Below are 22,343 nucleotides of genomic sequence, written 5' to 3' on the forward strand. Positions count from 1 at the left end.
CATAAAAACAATGAGCCAGTCGGAACTGGCTCATTGCGTTGTGTTTCAAAACATTTAGCCACTACATATCGTGTGGCGGTGGCGACAGCACTTCACGGTTACCATTGTGTCCTGGTGCAGAAACGATGCCCTGCGCTTCCATCTGTTCAATGATACGTGCCGCGCGGTTATAGCCGATGCGGAACTGACGCTGAACACCTGAAATCGACGCACGGCGCTTATCGACCACAAAACCGACCGCCTGATCGAACAGCGGATCGAGCTCTTCATCACTGTCGATGCCACCGGCATTTTCGCTCTCTTCGCCCGCCGTAATGCTGTCGATATATTGCGGACGACCACGCGCTTTCCAGTCCTGAACCACTGCATGCACTTCCTGGTCACGAACAAACGCACCGTGAACACGAATCGGCAGCGAGGAGTTCGGCGGCATGTAGAGCATGTCACCCATACCCAGCAATGACTCCGCGCCGCCCTGATCGAGAATGGTACGTGAGTCAATTTTGCTGGAAACGGTAAAGGCGATACGCGTCGGAATGTTCGCTTTGATCAGGCCGGTAATGACATCCACAGATGGACGCTGTGTCGCCAGTACCAGATGGATACCGGCAGCACGGGCTTTCTGTGCCAGGCGGGCAATCAGCTCTTCCACCTTTTTACCGACTGCCATGATCAGGTCAGCAAACTCATCGACCATCACAACAATATAAGGCAGCTTCTCCAGAACCGGCGGCGTCATATCCATGCTGTCGCCCGGCTTCCAGAACGGATCGGGAATCGGACGACCCATCGCTTCGGCCTGTTCCACTTTTTCGTTGTAGCCCGCCAGATTACGCACGCCCAGCGCCGACATCAGCTTGTAGCGACGCTCCATTTCACCGACGCTCCAGCGCAGCGCATTGGCAGCATCCTTCATGTCTGTGACCACTTCGGTCAGCAGATGCGGAATACCTTCATAGACCGACAGCTCAAGCATTTTCGGGTCGATCATGATGAAGCGGACTTCTTCCGGCGTCGCCTTATACAGCATGCTGATAATCATGGCGTTCACGCCCACAGATTTACCGGAACCGGTGGTACCGGCGACCAGTAAGTGTGGCATTTTCGCCAGATCGGCCACCACCGGCTGACCGGCAATGTCTTTACCCAGCACGACGGCCAGTGGTGAAGGGTTGTCGCGGAATTTAGGGCAATCCAGCACTTCACGCAGATAGACGGTCTGACGATGCTTGTTTGGCAGTTCCAGACCTACGTAGGGTTTGCCTGGGATCACTTCCACCACACGAACCGCTACCGTCGACAGCGAACGCGCCAGATCGCGGGACAGATTGGAGATACGCGCCGCTTTCACGCCCGGTGCCAGGTCAAGTTCGAAACGGGTAATAACCGGGCCAGGCGAGATACCGACCACCTCCGCTTTGACGCGATAATCGCCTAAGCGCGACTCCACCAGACGGGCAGTCTGCTCCAGCGAGAACATATCAACCGGCTCTTCCTCTTCAGGCGGTGCGGTCAGCAGATCCAGCGAAGGCAGTGGCGTGGAAGGTTTTTCCAGCGGCTGCTCATGGCGCATCAGGAACGGATGAATCAGGCTGTCATGCAGTGAAGGTTTCGCCTCTTCCACCGGCTGAACCGGCGCTGCCGCTGGCGTGCCATAGGCAGGCGCAGCGTACGCCGGAGCCTGAGGAGCCGCAGGGGCACCATAAGCGGGCGCAGAGGTTGCCGCAGGCGCAGTATAGTCAGGTTCAGACGGTGCTGCCGGGGCGCTATAGGCAGGCTCTGTCGGGGCAAAGCTGGCTGGTGCAGGAACATGAGCCGGAGCCTGAGGTCTTGAAACCTCACTCACCTGCTGCCAGGGTTCGTGTGAAACCGCTGGAGCTTCAGGTTCTGGCGTCGCCGCAATGGTAAACAGCGGTTCAGAAGGACCGTCATCCACCAGATCTTTCATCGGTGAAAAATCAAACGCTGAGGCGGTATCAATATTGAATACCGGCTCTTTTTTCACTTCTGGCTCATAGCGCTGCTGTTGCTGCTCGGCGAACTGACGGGCCAGTGCATCTTGCTGCTGTGCATCCTGTTCATCTTCCTCGTCCTGCTGCCAGCTGGTGCCGTAACGCTGCTGCTGTTCAGACTGGAAAGCCTGTCGCAGTTCAGCCTGCTGCAGCGCCTCTTCAGCATCCGGAGCAGAGGAAACGGAGCCAGCACTAACCGGTTCGGTCTCTTCCGTTTTCGCTTTCTCTTCTGCCATGCGCTGAGAAGGCAGCTTAATGCCATAAGAGGCCAGCTCACGACGGGTTGGCAGTTTTACCGGGTTAGGACGCGGCAGTGCCGGACCGATACCTTGTTTAACCTGCGGATTGAGATTGGTTTCAGGGGCTAAATCAAAAACAGGCGCAGTACGCGTTGTTGCCTGGGCTGCCGTTGCAGCGGCTGCCGCTGCCGCCGATGCCGCAGGGATGGCTGACGTATCCCGCCAGTTACCCATTTTAGGTTCATCATCGTCGTAAGCACTGAACGACGGCGTAGCCGGAGCGTCGTCTGGCATTTCAAAATGATAAAGCGGTGGTGAGTCTGCGGGTGCAGAAGCACTCTGCGGCGGCGTCGGGGAATTCGCCACACTCTGCGGAGCTGGCGCGCTCTGTGCGTACGCAGGCGCAGGTTGTGCAGACGGCGATGCAGGAATGGATGTCGCTGACGCGGCAGGCGCCGAAGCTGAAACCACAGCAGCAGCAGATGCGGCGACAGGTGCAGGCGTCACCGTGGCTGCCGGGGCGAGGGTCACCTCGGCGGCTTCAGCGGTAGCCGCGACTGCCGCACTGGTGGCTGCTGCAGCTTTAGTCAGCAGCGGATCCTGTTGTGACGCCGCAGGCTCAGCAGCTGCACGTGGGGCAGAAAGCAGCACATCATCATCCTGATCGGCGGCATGAAGCTCAGGCACATCCGCGTATTCACGCGCGTCATCCTCTTCCTGCCAGGGTTCGTCGTGACGTGAGCGGTTGCTGGCAAACGTCAGTACGCCCATGACTACGCCACCAATTCTTTCTGCAATGGTGAGCCATGACCAGCCGGTGTAAAGGGTAATGCCCGCCGCCCAGACGCAGAGCAGCATCAGCGTGCCGCCAGCCGGACTGAACCAGGGTGCAATAGCATTACTGACCAGGCTGCCGATCACGCCGCCCGAGGCAAAGTACCAGATATCATCGGCATTCAGCGCCGCCATACCACAGGTTGTCACCACCAGCGCGAGGACGCCAATTAAGCGCAGCCCGACGGCAAAGTAGTCAAAGTAGTCCTGGCTGTCGCGCTGACGGAAAGCAATCCAGCACAGTCCCAGGATGACGGGCGGAATGGCATACGCCATCACACCAAAGATGAAGAGTAAGGTGTCAGCCAGCCAGGCACCGACGCTGCCGCCGATATTATGGATAGGTTCATGCCAGGCCGTTTGCGACCAGCTCGGGTCGGAAGGGTTAAAACTGACCAGAGAAACCATCAGGTAGATGGCAAACAGCGCCACCAGAATGAGCATTGCTTCCAGCAGACGACGTCCACTGCTCATCGATTGTAACGAAACGTCTTTATCTTCTGTATATTCCTGGCTCAAGAGGACTCTCCAGGTGCCTGTAAAGTAAGAAGCAACAGCGCCGGGCGAGCCCGACGCTGATCCTGTATGAATGCACAGGAGTGTACCGAAATCTCACAGGTTTTGCACCTGCCCCGCATCAGCGAGTTTTGATCACCAGCCGATTGCTCTGTTTAACCTCTTCCATCACCACATACGTACGCGTGTCGTTTACGCCCGGCAGGCGCAACAGGGTTTCACCCAGCAGCTTACGGTAGGCTGACATATCAGGTACGCGCGTTTTCAGCAGGTAGTCGAAATCGCCGGAAACGAGGTGACACTCTTGAGTTTCCTCAAGTTTTTGCACAGCGGCGTTAAATTGCTCAAACACATCCGGTGCACCACGATTCAGAGTAATCTCAACGAACACCAGCAGCGACGCATCCAGATAGTGCGGGTTCAACTGCGCGGTGTAGCCAAGAATAAATCCCTGACGTTCGAGACGACGCACGCGCTCAAGACATGGCGTAGGCGATAAGCCTACGCGTTTGGAAAGCTCTACGTTTGAAATGCGACCATCTTTCTGAAGTTCATTCAGAATGTTCCTGTCAATTCTGTCGAGGTCTTTCCCGGGGCGTTTCTTATTGTCTACCATTATTATTGTCTCTCTTAATTCCTTCCCTTTACCTGCCACGCCCTGAAAACGCTCATTGTTCGGGGTTCGGGGCATTTCTGAAGTGAGCTAACAGAGCCTGTGTTCTGACACCTATCGATATGACGCATGTTGTCTGTCCACATCATGCGTCATTATCCATATCAGGCTGCTTTTATTCGGCGTTACGTGCAAAACGGGCGATGAAAACCTGTTTTGTTCCGATAAATGTTATTCGCTTCTGATAATGTTTTCGCAAAAGCGCAGGCGATTGTCAAAGTAAAATCACCAAATTCAGGACAAGATGCCAGACAGTCCGCTGGGTATCTGTTTTTAAATGACTATTTTTCCACTATTGCACCCCTCTAACCCGAGTTTTGCCCCCTTTTGGCGCATTGGCCAGGCAAAACCGTCGCTCATCGTCTACGCCGTTTGCAGCTATCGTTAACAAAATTGCCTAAGCCTTGTCATTGTCGCCGGATATTCCCTACAATCGCAGGCTATGTCAGCCGAATGAAACTGAGGAACGCATGAGTACGGCCAAACACAGTAAGTTACTCATTCTGGGCTCCGGCCCAGCGGGTTATACCGCAGCCGTTTATGCTGCACGCGCCAACCTGAACCCGGTACTGATTACGGGTCTGGAAAAAGGCGGACAGCTGACCACTACCACCGAGGTGGAGAACTGGCCGGGCGACCCGCACGATCTGACAGGTCCATCGCTGATGGAGCGGATGCATGAGCATGCCGAAAAATTTAATACTGAGATCATTTTCGATCACATTCACACCGTCGATTTGCAGAACCGTCCGTTCCGCCTTACGGGTGACAGCGGCGAATACACGGCAGATGCCCTGATCATCGCCACCGGTGCGTCAGCGCGCTACCTCGGTCTGCCTTCCGAAGAGGCCTTTAAAGGCAAAGGCGTCTCTGCCTGTGCAACCTGTGACGGCTTCTTCTATCGCAACCAGAAAGTCGCGGTGATTGGCGGTGGCAACACGGCTGTGGAAGAGGCGCTCTACCTGGCGAATATTGCGGCTGAAGTGCACCTTATTCACCGTCGTGATAGCTTCCGCGCAGAGAAGATCCTGATCGACCGCCTGATGGAAAAAGTGCGCAATGGCAATATCGTGCTGCACACCCATCGCACGCTGGAAGAAGTGGTGGGCGATCAGATGGGTGTCACTGGTCTGACACTGCGTTCTACCCAGAACAGTGATGAGACAGAAGCGCTGGAGGTGGCGGGTCTTTTTGTTGCTATCGGACACAGTCCGAATACGGCCATTTTTGAGGGTCAGCTGGCGCTGGAGAACGGTTACATCAAAGTTCAGTCAGGTCTGCACGGCAACGCCACTCAGACCAGCATCCCTGGCGTCTTTGCGGCAGGCGATGTGATGGACCATATCTATCGTCAGGCGATCACCTCTGCGGGCACCGGCTGTATGGCCGCGTTAGACGCTGAGCGCTTTCTTGACGGACTGGTTAAAAACGATCAGTAAGTTGTTAACCCTCTGATCTCAAATGTTCCAGGCGACGGTTTTTCCGTCGCCTTTTTTATTGCTCTCATGCTAGATTCTTGCGCCTGAAGAGATGGAAATGTCTTTCCATTTTCACCCGTCATCGACATTCATCATGGTCTCGCATGGACAAATCGCGGCAGCAGCATCTTACCCGCTGGCTTCGTCAGCAACGTCATTTCGCCGGTCGCTGGTTGCGACTCAACACCCTGCTGGGCATGGCAAGTGCACTTCTGATCATTGCTCAGGCGGGTTTACTGGCCTCGCTGCTGCAGGCTCTGATTGTTGACCAGCAGCCGCGTGAATCTCTGACAGTCAGTATCCTGCTGTTACTGCTCTGCTTTGTGCTCCGCGCCCTGATTAACTATGCCCGTGAGCTGACCGGTTATCGTGCCGGACAGGCTATCCGTCAGGCTTTACGTCAGCAGGTATTAGATCGGTTATCTGATCTGGGGCCGGCTTGGATTCAGGGAAAGCCAGCCGGCAGCTGGGCGACGCTGCTGCTGGAGCAGATCGAAGAGATGCAGGAGTATTACGCGCGCTATCTGCCGCAGATGACCCTGGCGGTGCTGATCCCCTGCTGCATTCTGCTGACTATTTTTCCGCTCAACTGGACGGCGGGTCTGATCCTGTTTGCCACCGCGCCACTGATTCCGCTGTTTATGGCACTGGTCGGGATGGGTGCGGCCGAGGCCAACCGCCGGAACTTCCTGGTGCTGGCCCGCCTGAGCGGTAACTTTCTCGACCGCCTGCGCGGCAGAGAGACGCTGCGGCTGTTTCATCGTGGCGCAGCGGAGCAGCAGGCGGTTGCCGCCGCCACCACCGATTTTCGCCAGCGCACCATGGAAGTGCTGCGCTTAGCCTTTCTCTCCTCTGCCGTGCTGGAGTTTTTTGCCTCGCTGGCGATTGCCGTGGTGGCCGTCTACTTTGGTTTCTCCTATCTGGGCGAATTGCATTTCGGTGATTACGGCCAGGGCGTGACGCTGTTTGCCGGCTTTCTGGTGCTGATCCTCGCCCCGGAGTTTTTCCAGCCACTGCGCGATCTCGGCGCTTTCTATCACGCCAAAGCCCAGGCTGTAGGCGGTGCCGATGCCCTTGAAGCCTTTATGCAGGCGACGCCTGCCACCGCGCCGCAGGAAGGCCAGTTGCCCTTCACTGCCGATCGCTCAATCGCACTTACCGCCGAAGATCTGCGTGTCTGTGCGCCTGATGGTCAGGTGTTGTGCGGCCCGCTCTCTTTTACTGTCGCCCCTGGCGAACAGATTGCGCTGGTCGGTCAAAGCGGGGCCGGTAAAACGGCCCTGATGAACGCCCTGCTCGGTTTTCTGCCTTATCAGGGTTCGCTGAAAGCGAATGGCGTTGAACTTCGCGATATACGACGGAGTGACTGGCATCATCAGCTCAGTTGGGTAGGACAGAATCCTCAGTTACCGGCCGCCACCTTGCGCGACAATATCGTGATGAATGCGGCCTGGGATGACGAGCGTTTTGCGGCGCTGCTGGAGTCGTGCGGCATTAATGAGTTCCTGCCTCGTCTGCCCCAGGGCATTGACACCCTGCCAGGCGATGGCGGTAATCAGCTGTCGGTGGGTCAGGCGCAGCGGGTCGCGGTCGCGCGCGCACTCTATAAATCCTCGCATTTTTTGCTGCTCGATGAACCCGCAGCCAGCCTGGATGCGCTCAGTGAACGTCATGTGATGCTGGCACTTAACCAGGCGGCAGCCCGCCAGACCACGCTGATGATAACCCATCAGATTGATACGTTAAGTCACTGGCAGACCCTCTGGGTAATGGAAGCCGGTAAGCTGGTGCAACAGGGTAACTGGCAGCATCTGTCGCAACAGCCGGGTGCTTTCAGTGAGATGCTGAAGCATCGTCAACAGGAGATTCGTTGATGTCCGCCTTGCGTCCTTTTCTTCGTCTCTGGCTGCGCCACCCTTATCGCCTGGTGCTGGGCATCGTGCTGGCGATTGTTACCCTGCTGGCCAGCATCGGCCTGCTGACGCTTTCAGGCTGGTTTCTGGCCGCCTCGTCAGTGGCAGGCGTAGCCGGTCTCTATACCTTCAACTATATGCTGCCTGCGGCAGGCGTGCGTGGCGCCGCCATCATTCGCACTGCCGCACGCTATGCTGAACGGCTGGTCAGCCACGATGCAACATTCAGGGTTCTTCAGCATCTGCGTGTCCACACCTTCAGCCGCCTGATGGCCCTTTCGCCAGGCCAGCTTTCGCGGTTCCGGCAGGCGGACCTGCTCAACCGCTTCGTGGCCGATGTCGATACGCTGGATCACCTCTATCTGCGCGTCATCTCGCCGCTGATCGGCGCACTGGTGGTGATTGTCGTGGTTACCCTCGGAATGAGCTTCATCGATCTTCAGCTGGCACTGACGCTGGGCGGCATCATGCTGAGTACGCTGGTGGTGATGCCAGCGCTGTTTTACCGTCTGGGATCGCCCGCAGGCGGCGCGATTGCCCGTGGGCGCGCCCGCTGGCGCTTACAGCTGATGCAGTGGCTGGCGGCTCAGGCTGAACTCACCCTGTACGGTGCCTCGCGGGACTGGCGTCAGCAACTTGATGAAGATGAACAGCGCTGGCAGCAGGCTCAGAGCCAGCAACAGCGCTTGCAGGCTGCGGCACAGAGCCTGCTGCTGCTGATCAGCGGCGTAACCGTCACACTGTTGCTCTGGCTCAGTGCGGCGACAATCAGCCAGCAGCAGTTGCCCGGCTCGCTGATTGCCCTGGTGGTGTTTTGCGCGCTGGCTGCTTTCGAGGCGCTGGCACCGGTTGCAGGGGCCTTTCTGCCCATGTCGCAGGTGATAAATGCCGCTCAGCGGGTCAATGACATTATCGATCAGTCACCCGCTATCACCTTTCCGGCAGATTCAGATGCCCGGCCAGGACGTCTCGCAGTCGATATCGATCAGCTCGACTTCAGCTATCCCGACCGCCCGGATAAGGTGCTGAACCGCTTTACCCTTAAGGTGGCAGCCGGTGAACACATTGCACTGCTGGGGCCGACCGGCTGCGGCAAATCGACTCTGCTGGCGCTGTTGACCCGTAGCTGGGATAGCCAGCACGGTGTCATCAGCCTGAATGACCTGCCGATCACCGCATGGTCAGAGCCAGCGCTGCGTCAGCGCATCAGCGTGGTGACTCAGCGGGTTCATCTCTTCAGTCAGAGCCTGCGTGATAACTTACTGCTGGCCTGTCCCGATGCTACTGATGAGCAGTTACGCCGCGTGCTGAATGACGTCGGCCTGCAGCGCCTGCTTGAGAGCCCGGAAGGATTAAACGCCTGGATGGGAGAAGGCGGTCGCCCGCTGTCAGGCGGCGAACTGCGTCGGCTGGCGCTGGCGCGTGCGTTACTGCATGACGGCGATCTCTGGCTGCTGGATGAACCCACCGAAGGACTGGATGCCACAACCGAGCAGCATATCCTCACCCTGCTGCAGCGGCTGACCGCTGGCAAGACCGTAATAATGGTCACCCACCGTCTCAGCGGCCTGGAGCAGATGGATCGCATCTGCGTGATGGATAATGGCGTGATTGTGGAACAGGGAAGTCATGCCGAATTAATCTCAAAAGCGGGTCGGTACTGGCGTTTCCGACAGCGGATTGCGCTATAGTCTTAGCGAAATGCTGATAGGTAACAAAACGCGATGAGACTGGTACAACTGTCACGGGAATCTTTGCAATTTCCCCCACCGGAGATGGCGCTGCGCGAGCCAAACGGCCTGCTGGCCATGGGGGGTGATCTCTCCCCTGCCCGGTTACTTAACGCTTATCAGCGCGGCATCTTTCCGTGGTTTTCTTCTGGCGACCCGATTCTCTGGTGGTCGCCCGATCCCCGTGCAGTGCTGTTGCCTGAGCAGTTTCATCTCAGCCGGAGCATGAAGCGTTTCCACAGCCGTTCGCCCTATCGGGTGACGATGAATGAGTCATTTGCCGAGGTGATCGAGGGCTGTGCCACCGGTCGTGAGGAAGGCACCTGGATCACCTTTGAAATGAAGCGCGCCTGGTTGCGATTGTATGAACTGGGCCACGCCCACTCCATTGAAGTATGGGACGAACATCAGCTGGCAGGTGGCATGTATGGGCTGGCGATGGGGCAAATCTTCTGCGGCGAATCAATGTTCAGCCGTCAGCAGAATGCGTCAAAAACCGCACTTTGGGTATTTTGTCAGCATTTCCTCAGACATCAGGGCCGTCTGGTGGATTGTCAGGTACTTAACCCTCATACGGCCTCTTTGGGCGCGCAGGAGATCCCGCGCGCAGACTATCTGCAATATGTACAAAGCCTTGCGTGCCAGCCTGTCAGCGATGGCTGCTGGCAGACACAAACCCTTTTTTAGTCGCACAGAGATGTTTTGCACACATAAAGGCGTATTAAGTGGTATAATGGTCGAGTTTGGTATGTCGTCCGCGCTTCGCAATAACGAGCCGGAATTGCCAGGCTGGGAATCTCAACGCACTCTCGGAACTGTTTTCAATCGTGCGCGTGTAACCGGTTGATACAGATTCTTAGCCCGCTAATCCCCCGCAGACGTCACATAAACACCCTAATTTTACCGGATGCGCGCAACTGACGTGCACCCCGGCAAAGCGTTGGCAAAATCGCCGACGGTTCTTTACATAAATCGTTGAATTGGGCATTATCTTGCCGGTTCAACTGAAAGGTAGTACACCCAGAGGATTCGATGGCCAAAGAAGACAATATTGAAATGCAAGGTACCGTACTGGATACGTTACCTAACACCATGTTCCGCGTAGAACTTGAGAACGGACACGTGGTTACTGCTCATATCTCCGGTAAAATGCGCAAAAACTACATCCGCATCCTGACGGGTGATAAAGTGACCGTTGAGCTGACCCCGTACGACCTGAGCAAAGGCCGCATTGTCTTCCGTAGTCGCTAATTTGCAGTAATCTCATCGCTCTGCAATTTGCAGCGAAAAAAAAGGCCGGATTTTAATCCGGCCTTTTTCATATCTGCAGCAGGTGATTAATGCACAGTGCCTTCGGTTTTGCGTTTTTCAGCACTCAGGAAGTGATAGGTCAGTTCACCTTTCTCACGATCCAGCGCCACTGACACCGAGCCGCCATCCACCAGCGAACCAAACAGCAGTTCATTGGCTAACGGTTTCTTCAGGCTGTCCTGCACGGTGCGCGCCATCGGACGAGCGCCCATCGCTTTGTCATAGCCTTTCTCAGCAAGCCAGTCGCGTGCTTCATCGCTGACTTCCAGCGACACGCCTTTGGCATCCAGCTGCGCCTGCAACTCGACAATGAACTTGTCGACCACCTGATGGATCACCTCTGGTGACAGGTGACTGAACCAGATAATGTTGTCGAGACGGTTACGAAACTCTGGAGAAAACATCTTTTTGATCTCTTCCATGGCATCGGTGCTGTTGTCCTGATGAATCAGGCCAATCGACTTACGTTCAGTCTCGCGGACACCGGCGTTAGTGGTCATGACCAGCACCACATTGCGGAAGTCCGCTTTGCGACCGTTGTTGTCGGTCAGCATACCGTTATCCATCACCTGCAGCAGCAGGTTGAAGACATCCGGGTGTGCTTTCTCAATCTCATCCAGCAACACCACCGCATGAGGATGCTTAATCACCGCATCCGTCAGCAGGCCGCCCTGATCAAAGCCGACGTAACCCGGAGGCGCACCAATCAAACGGCTGACGGTGTGACGCTCCATATACTCGGACATATCAAAGCGCAGCAACTCAATGCCCAGCGCTTTCGCCAGCTGCACGGTGACTTCCGTTTTACCGACACCGGTAGGCCCGGCAAACAGGAAGGAACCGACCGGCTTACGATCCTGACCCAGACCTGCACGGCTCATTTTGATCGCTTCCGTCAGCGCCTCAATGGCGTTGTCCTGACCAAACACCAGCATCTTCAGACGATCGCCCAGATTTTTCAGCGTATCGCGGTCGCTTGCTGACACGCTTTGCTCAGGAATACGGGCAATACGGGCCACCACCGTTTCAATGTCAGAGACGTTGATGGTTTTCTTGCGCTTACTGGCTGGCATCAGGCGCGCTCGCGCACCCGCTTCATCAATCACATCAATCGCCTTGTCAGGCAGATGACGGTCGTTGATATATTTCACCGCCAGTTCCACGGCTGCGCGCACCGCTTTCGCGGTATAGCGCACATCGTGATGCGCTTCGTACTTGGTCTTCAGGCCATTCAGAATCTGCACGGTCTCTTCTGGTGAAGGCTCCGTGATATCGATCTTCTGGAAGCGACGCGCCAGGGCACGATCTTTTTCAAAGATGTTGCTGAATTCCTGATAGGTGGTAGAACCCATCACCCGAATCTTGCCAGAGGAAAGAAGAGGTTTGATCAGGTTCGCAGCATCGACCTGGCCGCCGGATGCAGCACCCGCACCGATGATGGTATGGATCTCATCGATAAACAGAATGCTGTGTTCGTCCTGCTCCAGCTGCTTCAGCAGCGCTTTGAAACGTTTTTCAAAGTCACCACGGTACTTGGTGCCGGCTAATAACGAACCGATATCCAGCGAGTAGATCGTGCAGTCTTTCATCACTTCCGGTACATCGCCCTGCTCTATGCGCCAGGCGAGACCTTCAGCAATGGCGGTTTTACCCACACCCGACTCACCCACCAGCAGCGGGTTATTTTTACGACGACGACATAGCACCTGAACGGTACGTTCCAGCTCTTTATCGCGACCAATCAGTGGATCAATACCACCGACGCGAGCAAGCTGATTAAGATTGGTGGTGAAGTTTTCCATACGCTCCTCCCCGCCTGCTTGCTCTTCGTTAACCGGATTTTCTGCGCCTGGCGCCTGGCCGGACTCATCTTTACGCGTACCGTGAGAGATGAAGTTCACCACATCAAGGCGGCTCACTTCATGTTTGCGTAGCAGATAAGCCGCTTGCGACTCCTGCTCGCTGAAAATGGCGACCAGCACATTCGCACCGGAGACTTCGCTGCGACCGGATGACTGGACATGGAAAACCGCACGCTGCAGGACGCGCTGGAAGCTAAGCGTGGGTTGTGTATCACGCTCCTCTTCGCTGGCAGGCAGCACGGGCGTAGTTTGTTCGATGAAGGCTTCGAGTTCCTGCCGCAGAGCCACAATGTCCACCGTACAGGCTTCCAGTGCCTCTCTGGCCGACGGGTTACTGAGCAACGCCAGTAACAGATGCTCGACGGTCATAAACTCATGACGGTGCTCACGCGCTCTGGCGAAAGCCATATTTAAACTGAGTTCCAGTTCTTGATTGAGCATTAGGCACCTCCCCCAATTATCGCCCTTACCTGTTTCCTATATGGAGACGGGTTCAGGCCTTTTCCAGCGTACACAGCAACGGATGATGATTTTCCCGTGCATAGTTGTTCACCTGGGCCGCTTTTGTTTCGGCGACTTCTGCAGTAAATACACCACAGATCGCCTTGCCGTGATAGTGAACTTTCAACATCAGCTGCGTTGCACGTTCAACATCATAAGAAAAGAACTTTTGTACAACGTCAATAACAAATTCCATAGGTGTATAATCGTCATTATTCAGAATGACTTTATACATAGAAGGCGGCTTTAACCCTTCACGTACTTTATCGTCGGCCAGATGTTCAAAGTTAAGCCAGTCGTTTGCGTTTGCCATAGTGTTCCGTTGAGATTTTGCTTTTAGCCTTTAAGTAGCTACATATTGAGAGTTTAACATGCCTGTCAAGCCGCATGCCGCTGCTGAAAATTTATTCAGAAATTCCCCTGCGCGACCTGCATCACAAAATTTGCAATAGCGTTAACTGCCTCAAATTTTGATGATTTTTTCCCCACCTGGCCCGGTGGTTTGCTTGACGTCAGCCGCGCTTTCTCTACATTCTAGCTGCACAGGCTGATTGAGTTTTAATCAAATCCGACTCACAGCTTCGATGACCTCACCTACTTATAAAATGTCTTGCGAGGGAAGTAAAAGCATGGAGACGGGCACAGTTAAATGGTTCAACAATTCCAAAGGCTTTGGCTTTATCTGTCCGATTGGCGGTGGCGAAGATATTTTTGCGCACTACTCCACCATTCAGATGGAAGGCTACCGCACGCTTAAGGCAGGCCAGCAGGTTCAGTTCGATGTCCACGAAGGCCCGAAAGGCAATCACGCCAGCCTGATCGTGCCGGTCGAGGTGCAGGCTGTGGCCTGACACATATCGCCTTTCTGAACAAAGACCCAAAAATGCCAGCCAGTGCCGCTGGCATTTTCCTGTTCGATGTCACCTAATCTGCCTGGCCCTGCGCCAGTCCAATCACCCGGGCAAACATCTGCCGCATCAATGGCGGGATGGCCTCTGGCCCGCGTTCCGCCGCCGACGTAGCCACTGCGATCGCCAGTTCCGGCTTGGAGCTCTGGTGAATCGCTTTAGTAATAATACGCCTGGAACTCATCGGAACGTTTAACGGCAGGTGCGCCATCTGATGATAGACATCCTGAAAGCCGTGCTGATAGAGAAAATTTTCCATATCCAGCGCCGGTAACTGCGTCAGAAAACGCGGCTCCGGTTCACCCGGCTGTAACTGAGTGCGTGCCGTACTGGCATATTTATTCCCGGCCTGATCACCGTCAGTCAGGACATGCCAGGCGATACCCATGCGCCGGGCAAACTTCAGTAGCGGCTTTAACCCCGACTGCGCAAACTCAATCACCTTCACACCTTCAGCGGCAAAGTTGTAACCGCACTGCTGCGCCAGCTCATTCATGATCCAGACTTCGGTTTCCCCCTCCACCAGCAGCCAGCAACGGGCAAACAGCGCAGCAGGCCGGTTGACCCGAATATGGAAGCCAATGCGCCGGCTCTCTTCGGCACTCAGTCCCTCCGGACCGATACGCCAGGCCGCTACGCGCGAGGGTCCTCGCACCAGACGACAGACGTTTTCCACCGGCACCTGCGACAGCAGCTCCGGCGAATTAGTGGTTGCGATTTTTTGCAGCGGCAGCAGCCTCAGCAGATTCCATGCTACCGACAGCATAATCGGATGCAGCCGGGTTTCCGGATCTTCAATCAGCAGCAGCGGGCGGGCACCGGCGGCCAGCGGGACGTCTCCTCGTGCCTCAATCAGCAGGGTAAACATCTGCAGCAGTATCAGCTGACGGCTGCGGGAGTCGGTTCCGGCAATCAGCTGATTCAGGTGATCCAGCGCCCGCCATCCCTGTTCCCCCTCACGCGTCTGAGGATCCCGTAGCCTGACCTCGTTGCCCGCATCGGGCGGCTGTACCAGGAAGTAGTGCTGCATCAGTTGCTGCATCGTCTTCAGCCCCTGCCGCAGCACCTCATCGCTGAGCTGTTGCGGATGGTGCTCCAGATCGCGCGCCAGCGTCTCCATACCCGCCAGTAACTCAGGATGTGCGGTGGGGAGCGGTGCACTACTCCGCGTCCGCTTACTGAAACGCGCATCGCGCAATCGCAGAACCGGATACCGTTTCAGCAAAAGATCGATGGCCGCCGCGCAGTTCTGCTCAGGCAACAGCTGATAGTTCAGGTCAACAAAACGGCGGCGGGTTTCGATACCGCTGTCACGCCAGGTGGCGCTGACGCTGTAACAGAGCTGACGCTGGCCCTGAGCATCACGCTGCCAGAAGGTCGAGAGCACCGCATCCGGGTCGTTGCCGTCATCGCGAAAGTGGAACACCACCGACAGACGGCGCATCGCATCGGTCACATCGCCTGGGGTGAAATGGAAATCAGCCTCGGTAAAAACATAGGCCGGTTCATGGGCCGAAAGTAACAGGCTCAGGGCATCCAGCAGACTGGATTTGCCCCAGGCGTTCTCACCAATCAGCAGATTGGTCTGGGTTAAAGGCAGTGAGAGCTTATTGATGCCGCGGAAACCGCGAATGTCGATATGTTCCAGAATCATAGGCGTCCATCCTCAGTTTATAAACAGCATGGTTGCCGCCAGCGAGCCGGTCAAGCCGCTTTATCAGGGTTTACTCCGTTACGCTTTTTCGCTAGCGTGTGGCCTCTTCCACCATGGATGGCCCTTATCGCTATGTACTCCGGACTCCTGATTATTCTTCTGCCGCTGATCGCCGGCTGGCTGCTACCGTTCCGTCAAACTTCAACCCTGCGCCGGGTCAATCAGCTGCTGGGCTGGATGGTTTACGTCATTCTGTTCTTTATGGGCATCAGCCTGGCCTTTCTCGACAACCTGAGCAGCAATCTGCTGGCGGTATTTCACACCGCGCTGGTAGCGGCCTTCTGTATTTTGCTGTGCAACCTGCTGGCGCTGCGCGGGCTGGAAAAATATGCCCCCTGGCAGCATGCACACCGGCAGGAGAAACTGCCCTCGCGGCTGCATATGGCGCTGGACTCTCTGAAGCTGTGCGGCGTGGTTGTCATCGGTTTTCTGCTTGGCCTGACCCAGTGGCCACTGCTGCACCACGCCTCAACGGCCAGCGAATATGCGCTGATCTTCCTGCTGTTTCTGGTGGGCATTCAGCTGCGCGGCAGCGGCATGACGCTGCGTCAGATTATCCTGAACCGTCGTGGCCTGCTGGTTGCCAGCGTGGTGCTGGTCAGCGCGCTTATCGGCGGCATGATTGCGGCGTTGCTGCTGGGCGTGCCGCTGAAAACCGGTCTGGCGTTAGCCAGTGGTTTTGGCTGGTACTCTCTCTCCGGCATTCTGATGACCGAAGCTTTTGGTCCGGTCATCGGCAGCGCCGCCTTCTTCAACGACCTGATACGTGAACTGGTGGCAATCATGCTCATTCCGGCGCTGATTGGCCGTCATCGCTCAAGCGCACTCGGCCTGTGTGGCGCCACTTCAATGGACTTTACCCTGCCGGTGCTGCAGCGGGCGGGCGGCAATGAGATCGTCCCGGCCGCCATTGTGCACGGCTTTGTGATGAGCCTGCTGGCCCCGATTCTTATCGCCCTCTTCTCCGCCTGAATCCTGTCTGATATGCGCTGAGCTCTGCCAGCGCATTTTTTCACGCCTGCTTTTCTGCCGTGTCGTCTACGCTTCTTTTTTCGGTTCTGGTCACGTCACTCTTCAGGGCGGGCCGACAAAGGAGAAGAGCATGAAACAAACCGTCGCGGCGCTGGTCGCCAAAACGCTGGAAAGCGCGGGCGTAAAACGCATCTGGGGCGTCACCGGGGATTCCCTTAACGGCCTGAGCGACAGTCTTAATCGCATGGGCACCATTGAATGGATGCCGACGCGCCATGAAGAAGTCGCCGCATTCGCAGCGGGCGCGGAAGCGCACATCAGCGGTGAACTGGCGGTCTGCGCCGGCTCCTGTGGGCCAGGCAACTTACATCTGATCAACGGTCTATTCGATTGCCATCGTAACCGCGTTCCTGTTCTGGCGATTGCGGCACATATTCCCTCCAGCGAAATCGGCAGCGGCTATTTTCAGGAAACCCATCCGCAGGAGCTGTTCCGCGAATGCAGCCACTACTGCGAACTGGTTTCGAACCCTGAGCAGCTCCCGCAGGTGCTGGGCATCGCGATGCGTAAAGCGATTCTGAATCGGGGCGTCTCGGTGGTGGTGCTGCCTGGGGATGTCGCGCTTAAACTGGCGCCAGAGAGCGCCAGCGCGGAATGGTATCCGCCACAGTTGCCGCAGGTCCTGCCACAGCCCGCCGAACTGGTGCAGCTGGCGCAGACGCTGAACGAAGCCAGCGATATTACGCTGCTGTGCGGCAGTGGCTGCGCCGGAGCGCATCAGGAGGTGGTAGCGCTGGCAGAAGCGCTGAAAGCCCCTATCGTCCATGCGCTGCGCGGCAAAGAACACATCGAATATGACAACCCTTATGATGTCGGCATGACCGGTCTGATCGGTTTCTCATCCGGTTTCCACGCCATGATGAATGCCGGGACGCTGGTGTTGCTGGGCACGCAGTTCCCCTATCGCGCCTTCTATCCGGAAAAGGCTAAAATCATCCAGATTGATATCAATCCGGGCAGCCTTGGGTCACATTGTCACGTCGATCAGGCCTATGTCGGCGATGTGAAAAGCACACTGCAGGCGCTGCTGCCTCAACTGACACACAAAAGCGATCGCAGCCATCTCGACAGCGCGGTTAAGCACTATGGCGAGGCGCGCAAAAGTCTGGACGAACTGGCGCAGCCCAACGATAAGCAGCCGATCCATCCGCAATATCTGGCACAGCAGATCAGCCACTACGCCAGTGATGACGCCATCTTTACCTGCGATGTCGGGACACCGACCGTCTGGGCGGCGCGCTATCTGAAGATGAACGGCAGACGTCGCCTGCTGGGTTCGTTTAACCACGGCTCAATGGCGAACGCGATGCCACAGGCGCTGGGCGCGCAGTCGATTGATCGCAATCGTCAGGTGGTGGCACTGTGTGGCGACGGCGGCTTCAGCATGCTGATGGGGGATTTTATCTCGCTGGCGCAACTGAAAATGCCGGTCAAACTGGTGATTTTCAACAACAGCGTGCTGGGCTTTGTGGCGATGGAGATGAAAGCGGGTGGCTATCTCACCGATGGCACCGAGCTGGAGAATCCTGACTTTGCCGCTATCGCCGAGGCCTGCGGTATCCGGGGTATCCGGGTGGACAAGGCATCCGATCTCAATGGCGCGCTGGAGCAGGCGTTTGCCCACGATGGCCCGGTGCTGGTGGATGTCATTACCGCCAAAGAGGAACTGGCGATGCCGCCCGAGATCAAAATGGAGCAGGCTAAAGGCTTCAGTCTCTACATGCTGCGCGCCATTATGAATGGTCGCGGTGATGAGGTGGTAGAACTGGCGAAAACCAACTGGCTGCGGTAAAACAGAGACTCCATCCAGGCGGGCGCGATGCCCGCCTTTTTTTTCTTCCGCCACGTTCAGGAGCATAGGGTGATCGATTTACGCAGTGATACCGTAACCCGGCCCAGCGCCGCCATGTTAAGCGCGATGATGTCTGCCGAAACCGGTGATGACGTCTACCGTGACGACCCCACCGTAAATGCGCTGGAGGCGGAAGCCGCACGGCTGAGCGGCAAAGCAGCGGCGCTGTTTTTCCCGACCGGCACCCAGGCGAATCTGGTGGCGCTACTCAGCCATTGCGAACGCGGCGATGAATATATCGTGGGTCAGCAGGCGCACAACTACAAATATGAGGCGGGCGGCGCGGCGGTGCTGGGTAGTATTCAGCCACAGCCGATTCTGGCCGCCGACGATGGTACGCTGCCGCTCGACGTAGTAGCGGCCGCCATCAAGCCGGACGACATTCACTTTGCCCGCACCCGCCTGCTGAGTCTGGAGAACACGCATCACGGTAAAGTTTTGCCGCTGGCGTATCTGGAACAGGCGTGGACCTTTACCCGCGAGCACCAGCTGGCGCTGCACATTGATGGCGCACGCATTTTCAATGCGGTAGTCGCGCAGCAGACCACGCTGGCGGCGATTGCCCGCTACTGCGACACCCTGACCATCTGTCTCTCTAAAGGTCTGGGCACGCCTGTCGGTTCTCTGCTGTGTGGCGACACGGCGCTGATTGAGCGCGCACGTCGCTGGCGTAAAATGACCGGCGGCGGCATGCGCCAGGCCGGTATTCTGGCAGCGGCGGGTCTCTATGCGTTAGAACACAATGTGGCGCGGCTGCAGGAGGATCATGACAATGCCGCCTGGCTGGGACAGCAGTTGCATGAGCTGGGCGTTCAGGTCATCGATCAGCAGACCAACATGCTGTTTGTGGCGGTGCCGGAAGCCCAGGTCAAACCATTAGGTGAGTGGATGAAGGCGCGCGGGGTGTTAATCAGCGCAGGAACCCGCACCCGTCTGGTCACCCATCTGGATGCTGATCGTGCGGCACTGGCGCAGGTCGTCGCCCACTGGAAGGCGTTTTTACACCAATAATCCGCTATTGCGCCGCGCCATATTTATCCAGTAGCGCGGCAGCTATCGCGGCGGTTTCTGCATCGGGCTGCCCGCGATAATCCGCAGGCCGGAAATGCATCTGAAACGCGGCGATCACCCTCTGCTGTTCACGCGCGCTCATCCCTGCCGTTACGGGATAGCCATAGCGCTGTAAACGTTCCAGTAGTGGCTCCACGGGTACCACCGCGTGCGGATCCTGACCCGCTAAATAAAACTGCACCCGTCCGGCATCGGGCCAGGCACCCATTCCGCGCTGCGCAAGCTGTTGCCACGGAAAGAGTGGGCCGGGATCCTGCTTACGCTGCGGCGCGATATCACTGTGACCGACAATATTTTCCGGTGTGATGCCGTAGCGCTGTGCAATATCGCGCAGCAGCGCCTCCAGCGTGGTGATCTGCTCGGCGGTAAACGGCTGCCATTCAAGACCGGTCAGGGTCCGGCGATAACCCTGGTTCACCAGTTCGATACCAATCGATGTGTCATTGATGCGGCTGGCTCCGCGCCAGAAGCTTGGACCGGCATGCCAGGCGAGCTGCTGCTCCGGCACCAGTTGCCAGATAACGCCTTTCCCGGCGCGCTGTGGCGGCTGGCGGGGGATCAGATAGTGGGCGCTGACTTCCCGATCGGTCAGGGTCGCCAGCGACGAAGAAAAATCTTCGGCGGTGTAGTGGATCACAATCACCTTCACCCGCGGTCGCGCGCCCTGCGCCGGATGCCGCACATCGGCCCAGTAGCCGTCACGGGATTCTATCCCGGACTGGCAGCCCGCCAGCAGCAGCGCCAGTATCAGCCACAGCCCCCGTTTCAACGAATGATCACCGCCGTGCCGCTGACGCTCACCATCAGCATGCTGCCATCTTTGCCGACCGTTTCGTAGTCAATATCGATACCGACCACGGCGTTGGCGCCCAGCGCTTTTGCCTGCTCCTCCAGCTCTTCAAACGCGATCTCTCGCGCTTTACGCAGCTCTTTCTCGTAAGCACCGGAGCGGCCACCGACCACATCACGGATGCCAGCGAAAAAGTCACGGAAGATGTTGGCACCCAGAATCGCTTCACCGGTGACGACGCCACAATATTCGCTGATGCTGTGACCTTCCAGCGTGGGGGTTGTTGAAAATTTCATCGCATTCTCCTTGTTGAAAACCGGGCTAAGGCTCTTTCGACTAAAAAGCACGGCTATACTCTATGCTAAAAAGGGCACCTTGCCAGAGAACCATAAGGAAATCGAGATGAGAAACAACGCGTTTGCGCTAATGATCCCGGCGGCCCTGCTGCTCAGCGCCTGTACCACCGTTGAGCCAGTGATTAAGGATAATGGCCCACGTACCGCACCGTGCATTGAAGGCGGTCCTGACCAGGTGGCCCAGCAGTTTTACGACCTGCGTATCGAACAGCCTACGCAGGGTCTGCCCGACAGCAACACCCTGGCAAAATATCGCCCTTACCTGAGTGATGCGCTGTACCACTCATTGCAGGCGGCCAGCGGCAGTAATGCAGGCGCACAGTGGCGCAATGGCGATCTCTTCTCCAGCCTGTCACAGGGTCCGACCGCCGCCAGCGTCGCTGATGCTTCCACCATTCCGAACCGCGATGCACGCAACATCCCGCTGCGGGTCGACCTGAGCCGCGACGGCAAGCAGTGGCAGGATGAAGTGCTGATGATCCATCAGGGCAGTTGCTGGGTGGTGGATGATGTGCGCTACATGACCAACCCTGCGCATGCAGAGGGTGGCAGCCTGAGCCAGATGCTTGAGAAATCGAAAAAATAACCTCAGGCTTAACCGTTCAGAGAAGCGCAGTCGCCCCCGGGCGCTGCGCTTTTTTTATTTCCGCCGCCCGTCCCGCTGCAGCGCGCTGCTCCCAGGCAGTGCATGATATTGTGCTAAGCTTTTGCGGTTAGCCTGCTGTTTTACAAATTTTAACCCACCTTATTTGCATAACTATTCTGGTGACGTTAAAATCTGCGACACTAATAGCTATTCAAATCTGGCGCATGAGTATTCAACTAAACGCAATAAACTGCTTCTACGGTGCTCATCAGGCGCTGTTCGACATTAACCTTGAGTGTCCGCAAGGCGAGACCCTGGTGCTGCTGGGTCCCAGCGGTGCGGGTAAGAGTTCGCTGCTGCGGGTGCTTAACCTGCTGGAGCAACCGCGTTCAGGTCAGTTGCAGATTGCCGGTAATCAGTTCGACTTCAGCCAGAAACCCTCCGATGCTGCGATTCGCGAACTGCGTCAGAACGTCGGTATGGTGTTTCAGCAGTACAATCTCTGGCCGCATCTTACCGTGCTGCAGAATCTGATTGAAGCGCCCTGCCGGGTACTGGGCCTCAGCAAAAGTGACGCCCGCGCCCGCGCCGACAAGCTGCTTGACCGGCTGCGCCTGACGCCCTACAGCGATCGCTTTCCGCTGCATCTCTCCGGTGGTCAGCAGCAGCGTGTGGCGATTGCCCGCGCGCTGATGATGGAGCCGCAGGTGCTGCTGTTCGATGAGCCGACTGCCGCGCTGGACCCTGAAATTACCGCACAGATTGTCAGTATCATTCGCGAACTGGCCCAGACCCGCATTACCCAGGTGATTGTGACCCATGAAGTGGAGGTGGCACGTAAAACGGCCAGCCGCGTCGTCTATATGGAGAACGGTCACATTGTGGAACAGGGCGATGCCAGCCGCTTTACACAGCCGCAAACCGAGGCGTTTGCTCACTATCTTTCGCACTAAGTCAGGATGCTA

General features: G+C 56.8%; 18 protein-coding genes. 11 read left to right on the plus strand and 7 right to left on the minus strand.

All coding sequences use genetic code 11. From position 1 onward, the window contains the following. Positions 1 to 61: 61 nt before the first annotated feature. Positions 62 to 3,604: a DNA translocase FtsK 4TM domain-containing protein gene (locus tag HFD87_RS01440; RefSeq protein WP_167422849.1), complete on the minus strand. Its 3,543-nt coding sequence runs from the start codon at positions 3,602 to 3,604 to the stop codon at positions 62 to 64. Positions 3,605 to 3,722: 118 nt separating this feature from the next. Beyond that, positions 3,723 to 4,217 (minus strand): leucine-responsive transcriptional regulator Lrp, encoded by a 495-nt coding sequence (gene lrp / locus HFD87_RS01445; protein WP_006118610.1) that lies wholly within the window; start codon positions 4,215 to 4,217, stop codon positions 3,723 to 3,725. A 527-nt stretch (positions 4,218 to 4,744) separates the two neighbouring features. On the opposite strand from lrp, the gene trxB reads away from it, so the two are divergent. The 5 genes from trxB to infA all read left to right on the plus strand — a co-directional run bounded on the left by trxB (position 4,745) and on the right by infA (position 10,646). Further along, a complete protein-coding gene (gene trxB, locus HFD87_RS01450) occupies positions 4,745 to 5,713 on the plus strand; it encodes a thioredoxin-disulfide reductase (RefSeq protein WP_003849329.1) in 969 nt (322 codons plus the stop codon). Between the two features lie 143 nt (positions 5,714 to 5,856). Continuing rightward, entirely contained in the window at positions 5,857 to 7,626 is a 1,770-nt protein-coding gene (gene cydD / locus HFD87_RS01455; protein WP_167422850.1) for a cysteine/glutathione ABC transporter permease/ATP-binding protein CydD, read from the plus strand. Next, positions 7,626 to 9,356 (plus strand): cysteine/glutathione ABC transporter ATP-binding protein/permease CydC, encoded by a 1,731-nt coding sequence (gene cydC / locus HFD87_RS01460; RefSeq protein WP_060679857.1) that lies wholly within the window; start codon positions 7,626 to 7,628, stop codon positions 9,354 to 9,356. Before cydD ends, cydC begins: the two co-directional genes overlap by 1 nt. A 33-nt stretch (positions 9,357 to 9,389) precedes the next feature. Further along, positions 9,390 to 10,082: a leucyl/phenylalanyl-tRNA--protein transferase gene (aat, locus tag HFD87_RS01465; protein WP_010254921.1), complete on the plus strand. Its 693-nt coding sequence runs from the start codon at positions 9,390 to 9,392 to the stop codon at positions 10,080 to 10,082. Positions 10,083 to 10,427: 345 nt separating this feature from the next. Beyond that, positions 10,428 to 10,646, plus strand: a complete 219-nt coding sequence (gene infA, locus HFD87_RS01470) for a translation initiation factor IF-1 (protein ID WP_002211347.1) — start codon at positions 10,428 to 10,430, stop codon at positions 10,644 to 10,646. Positions 10,647 to 10,732: 86 nt separating this feature from the next. Here the strand turns inward: infA and clpA are convergent, their stop codons facing one another. After that, positions 10,733 to 13,009 (minus strand): ATP-dependent Clp protease ATP-binding subunit ClpA, encoded by a 2,277-nt coding sequence (gene clpA, locus HFD87_RS01475; RefSeq protein WP_010254457.1) that lies wholly within the window; start codon positions 13,007 to 13,009, stop codon positions 10,733 to 10,735. Positions 13,010 to 13,061: 52 nt separating this feature from the next. Then, entirely contained in the window at positions 13,062 to 13,382 is a 321-nt protein-coding gene (clpS, locus tag HFD87_RS01480; protein ID WP_010254453.1) for an ATP-dependent Clp protease adapter ClpS, read from the minus strand. A gap of 316 nt (positions 13,383 to 13,698) precedes the next feature. On the opposite strand from clpS, the gene cspD reads away from it, so the two are divergent. Continuing rightward, a complete protein-coding gene (cspD, locus tag HFD87_RS01485) occupies positions 13,699 to 13,920 on the plus strand; it encodes a cold shock-like protein CspD (protein WP_010254451.1) in 222 nt (73 codons plus the stop codon). Between the two features lie 73 nt (positions 13,921 to 13,993). On the opposite strand, the gene HFD87_RS01490 is transcribed toward cspD, so the two are convergent. Next, complete coding sequence (locus HFD87_RS01490) at positions 13,994 to 15,631, minus strand: ATP-dependent endonuclease (RefSeq protein ID WP_167422851.1); 1,638 nt, start codon at positions 15,629 to 15,631, stop codon at positions 13,994 to 13,996. Between the two features lie 132 nt (positions 15,632 to 15,763). Here HFD87_RS01490 and HFD87_RS01495 point away from each other — a divergent pair, with 132 nt between their 5' ends. The 3 genes from HFD87_RS01495 to ltaE all read left to right on the plus strand — a co-directional run bounded on the left by HFD87_RS01495 (position 15,764) and on the right by ltaE (position 19,586). Continuing rightward, a complete protein-coding gene (locus tag HFD87_RS01495) occupies positions 15,764 to 16,663 on the plus strand; it encodes a lysine exporter LysO family protein (protein ID WP_010669750.1) in 900 nt (299 codons plus the stop codon). 130 nt (positions 16,664 to 16,793) lie between these two features. Next, positions 16,794 to 18,515 (plus strand): ubiquinone-dependent pyruvate dehydrogenase, encoded by a 1,722-nt coding sequence (poxB, locus tag HFD87_RS01500; RefSeq protein WP_010669749.1) that lies wholly within the window; start codon positions 16,794 to 16,796, stop codon positions 18,513 to 18,515. 69 nt (positions 18,516 to 18,584) lie between these two features. After that, on the plus strand, positions 18,585 to 19,586 hold the full coding sequence (ltaE, locus tag HFD87_RS01505; RefSeq protein WP_010254443.1) for a low-specificity L-threonine aldolase: 1,002 nt from the start codon (positions 18,585 to 18,587) through the stop codon (positions 19,584 to 19,586). A gap of 4 nt (positions 19,587 to 19,590) precedes the next feature. Here ltaE and HFD87_RS01510 read toward each other — a convergent pair whose 3' ends face one another. Together HFD87_RS01510 and HFD87_RS01515 are read right to left on the minus strand one after the other, a co-directional pair. After that, complete coding sequence (locus HFD87_RS01510) at positions 19,591 to 20,415, minus strand: N-acetylmuramoyl-L-alanine amidase (protein ID WP_167422852.1); 825 nt, start codon at positions 20,413 to 20,415, stop codon at positions 19,591 to 19,593. Further along, positions 20,412 to 20,732: a heavy metal-binding domain-containing protein gene (locus HFD87_RS01515; RefSeq protein ID WP_003849304.1), complete on the minus strand. Its 321-nt coding sequence runs from the start codon at positions 20,730 to 20,732 to the stop codon at positions 20,412 to 20,414. Before HFD87_RS01515 ends, HFD87_RS01510 begins: the two co-directional genes overlap by 4 nt. Positions 20,733 to 20,838: 106 nt before the next feature. Here HFD87_RS01515 and HFD87_RS01520 point away from each other — a divergent pair, with 106 nt between their 5' ends. Together HFD87_RS01520 and artP are read left to right on the plus strand one after the other, a co-directional pair. Continuing rightward, complete coding sequence (locus HFD87_RS01520) at positions 20,839 to 21,378, plus strand: lipoprotein (protein WP_167422853.1); 540 nt, start codon at positions 20,839 to 20,841, stop codon at positions 21,376 to 21,378. 224 nt (positions 21,379 to 21,602) lie between these two features. Continuing rightward, entirely contained in the window at positions 21,603 to 22,331 is a 729-nt protein-coding gene (gene artP / locus HFD87_RS01525; protein WP_010254433.1) for an arginine ABC transporter ATP-binding protein ArtP, read from the plus strand. The last annotated feature ends 12 nt before the right edge of the window (positions 22,332 to 22,343 follow it).

This window comes from Pantoea sp. EKM21T (assembly GCF_011800405.1).
Classification (GTDB): Bacteria; Pseudomonadota; Gammaproteobacteria; order Enterobacterales; family Enterobacteriaceae; genus Pantoea; species Pantoea agglomerans.

Bases quoted from the DNA above. Each gene is read 5' to 3' on its own strand.
- clpA (WP_010254457.1), bottom strand. From the start codon at position 13,009: ATGCTCAATCAAGAACTGGAACTCAGTTTAAATATGGCTTTCGCCAGA.
- cspD (WP_010254451.1), top strand. From the start codon at position 13,699: ATGGAGACGGGCACAGTTAAATGGTTCAACAATTCCAAAGGCTTTGGC.
- HFD87_RS01495 (WP_010669750.1), top strand. From the start codon at position 15,764: ATGTACTCCGGACTCCTGATTATTCTTCTGCCGCTGATCGCCGGCTGG.
- cydC (WP_060679857.1), top strand. From the start codon at position 7,626: ATGTCCGCCTTGCGTCCTTTTCTTCGTCTCTGGCTGCGCCACCCTTAT.
- aat (WP_010254921.1), top strand. From the start codon at position 9,390: ATGAGACTGGTACAACTGTCACGGGAATCTTTGCAATTTCCCCCACCG.
- clpS (WP_010254453.1), bottom strand. From the start codon at position 13,382: ATGGCAAACGCAAACGACTGGCTTAACTTTGAACATCTGGCCGACGAT.
- artP (WP_010254433.1), top strand. From the start codon at position 21,603: ATGAGTATTCAACTAAACGCAATAAACTGCTTCTACGGTGCTCATCAG.
- trxB (WP_003849329.1), top strand. From the start codon at position 4,745: ATGAGTACGGCCAAACACAGTAAGTTACTCATTCTGGGCTCCGGCCCA.
- HFD87_RS01490 (WP_167422851.1), bottom strand. From the start codon at position 15,631: ATGATTCTGGAACATATCGACATTCGCGGTTTCCGCGGCATCAATAAG.
- cydD (WP_167422850.1), top strand. From the start codon at position 5,857: ATGGACAAATCGCGGCAGCAGCATCTTACCCGCTGGCTTCGTCAGCAA.
- HFD87_RS01515 (WP_003849304.1), bottom strand. From the start codon at position 20,732: ATGAAATTTTCAACAACCCCCACGCTGGAAGGTCACAGCATCAGCGAA.
- HFD87_RS01520 (WP_167422853.1), top strand. From the start codon at position 20,839: ATGAGAAACAACGCGTTTGCGCTAATGATCCCGGCGGCCCTGCTGCTC.
- poxB (WP_010669749.1), top strand. From the start codon at position 16,794: ATGAAACAAACCGTCGCGGCGCTGGTCGCCAAAACGCTGGAAAGCGCG.
- infA (WP_002211347.1), top strand. From the start codon at position 10,428: ATGGCCAAAGAAGACAATATTGAAATGCAAGGTACCGTACTGGATACG.
- lrp (WP_006118610.1), bottom strand. From the start codon at position 4,217: ATGGTAGACAATAAGAAACGCCCCGGGAAAGACCTCGACAGAATTGAC.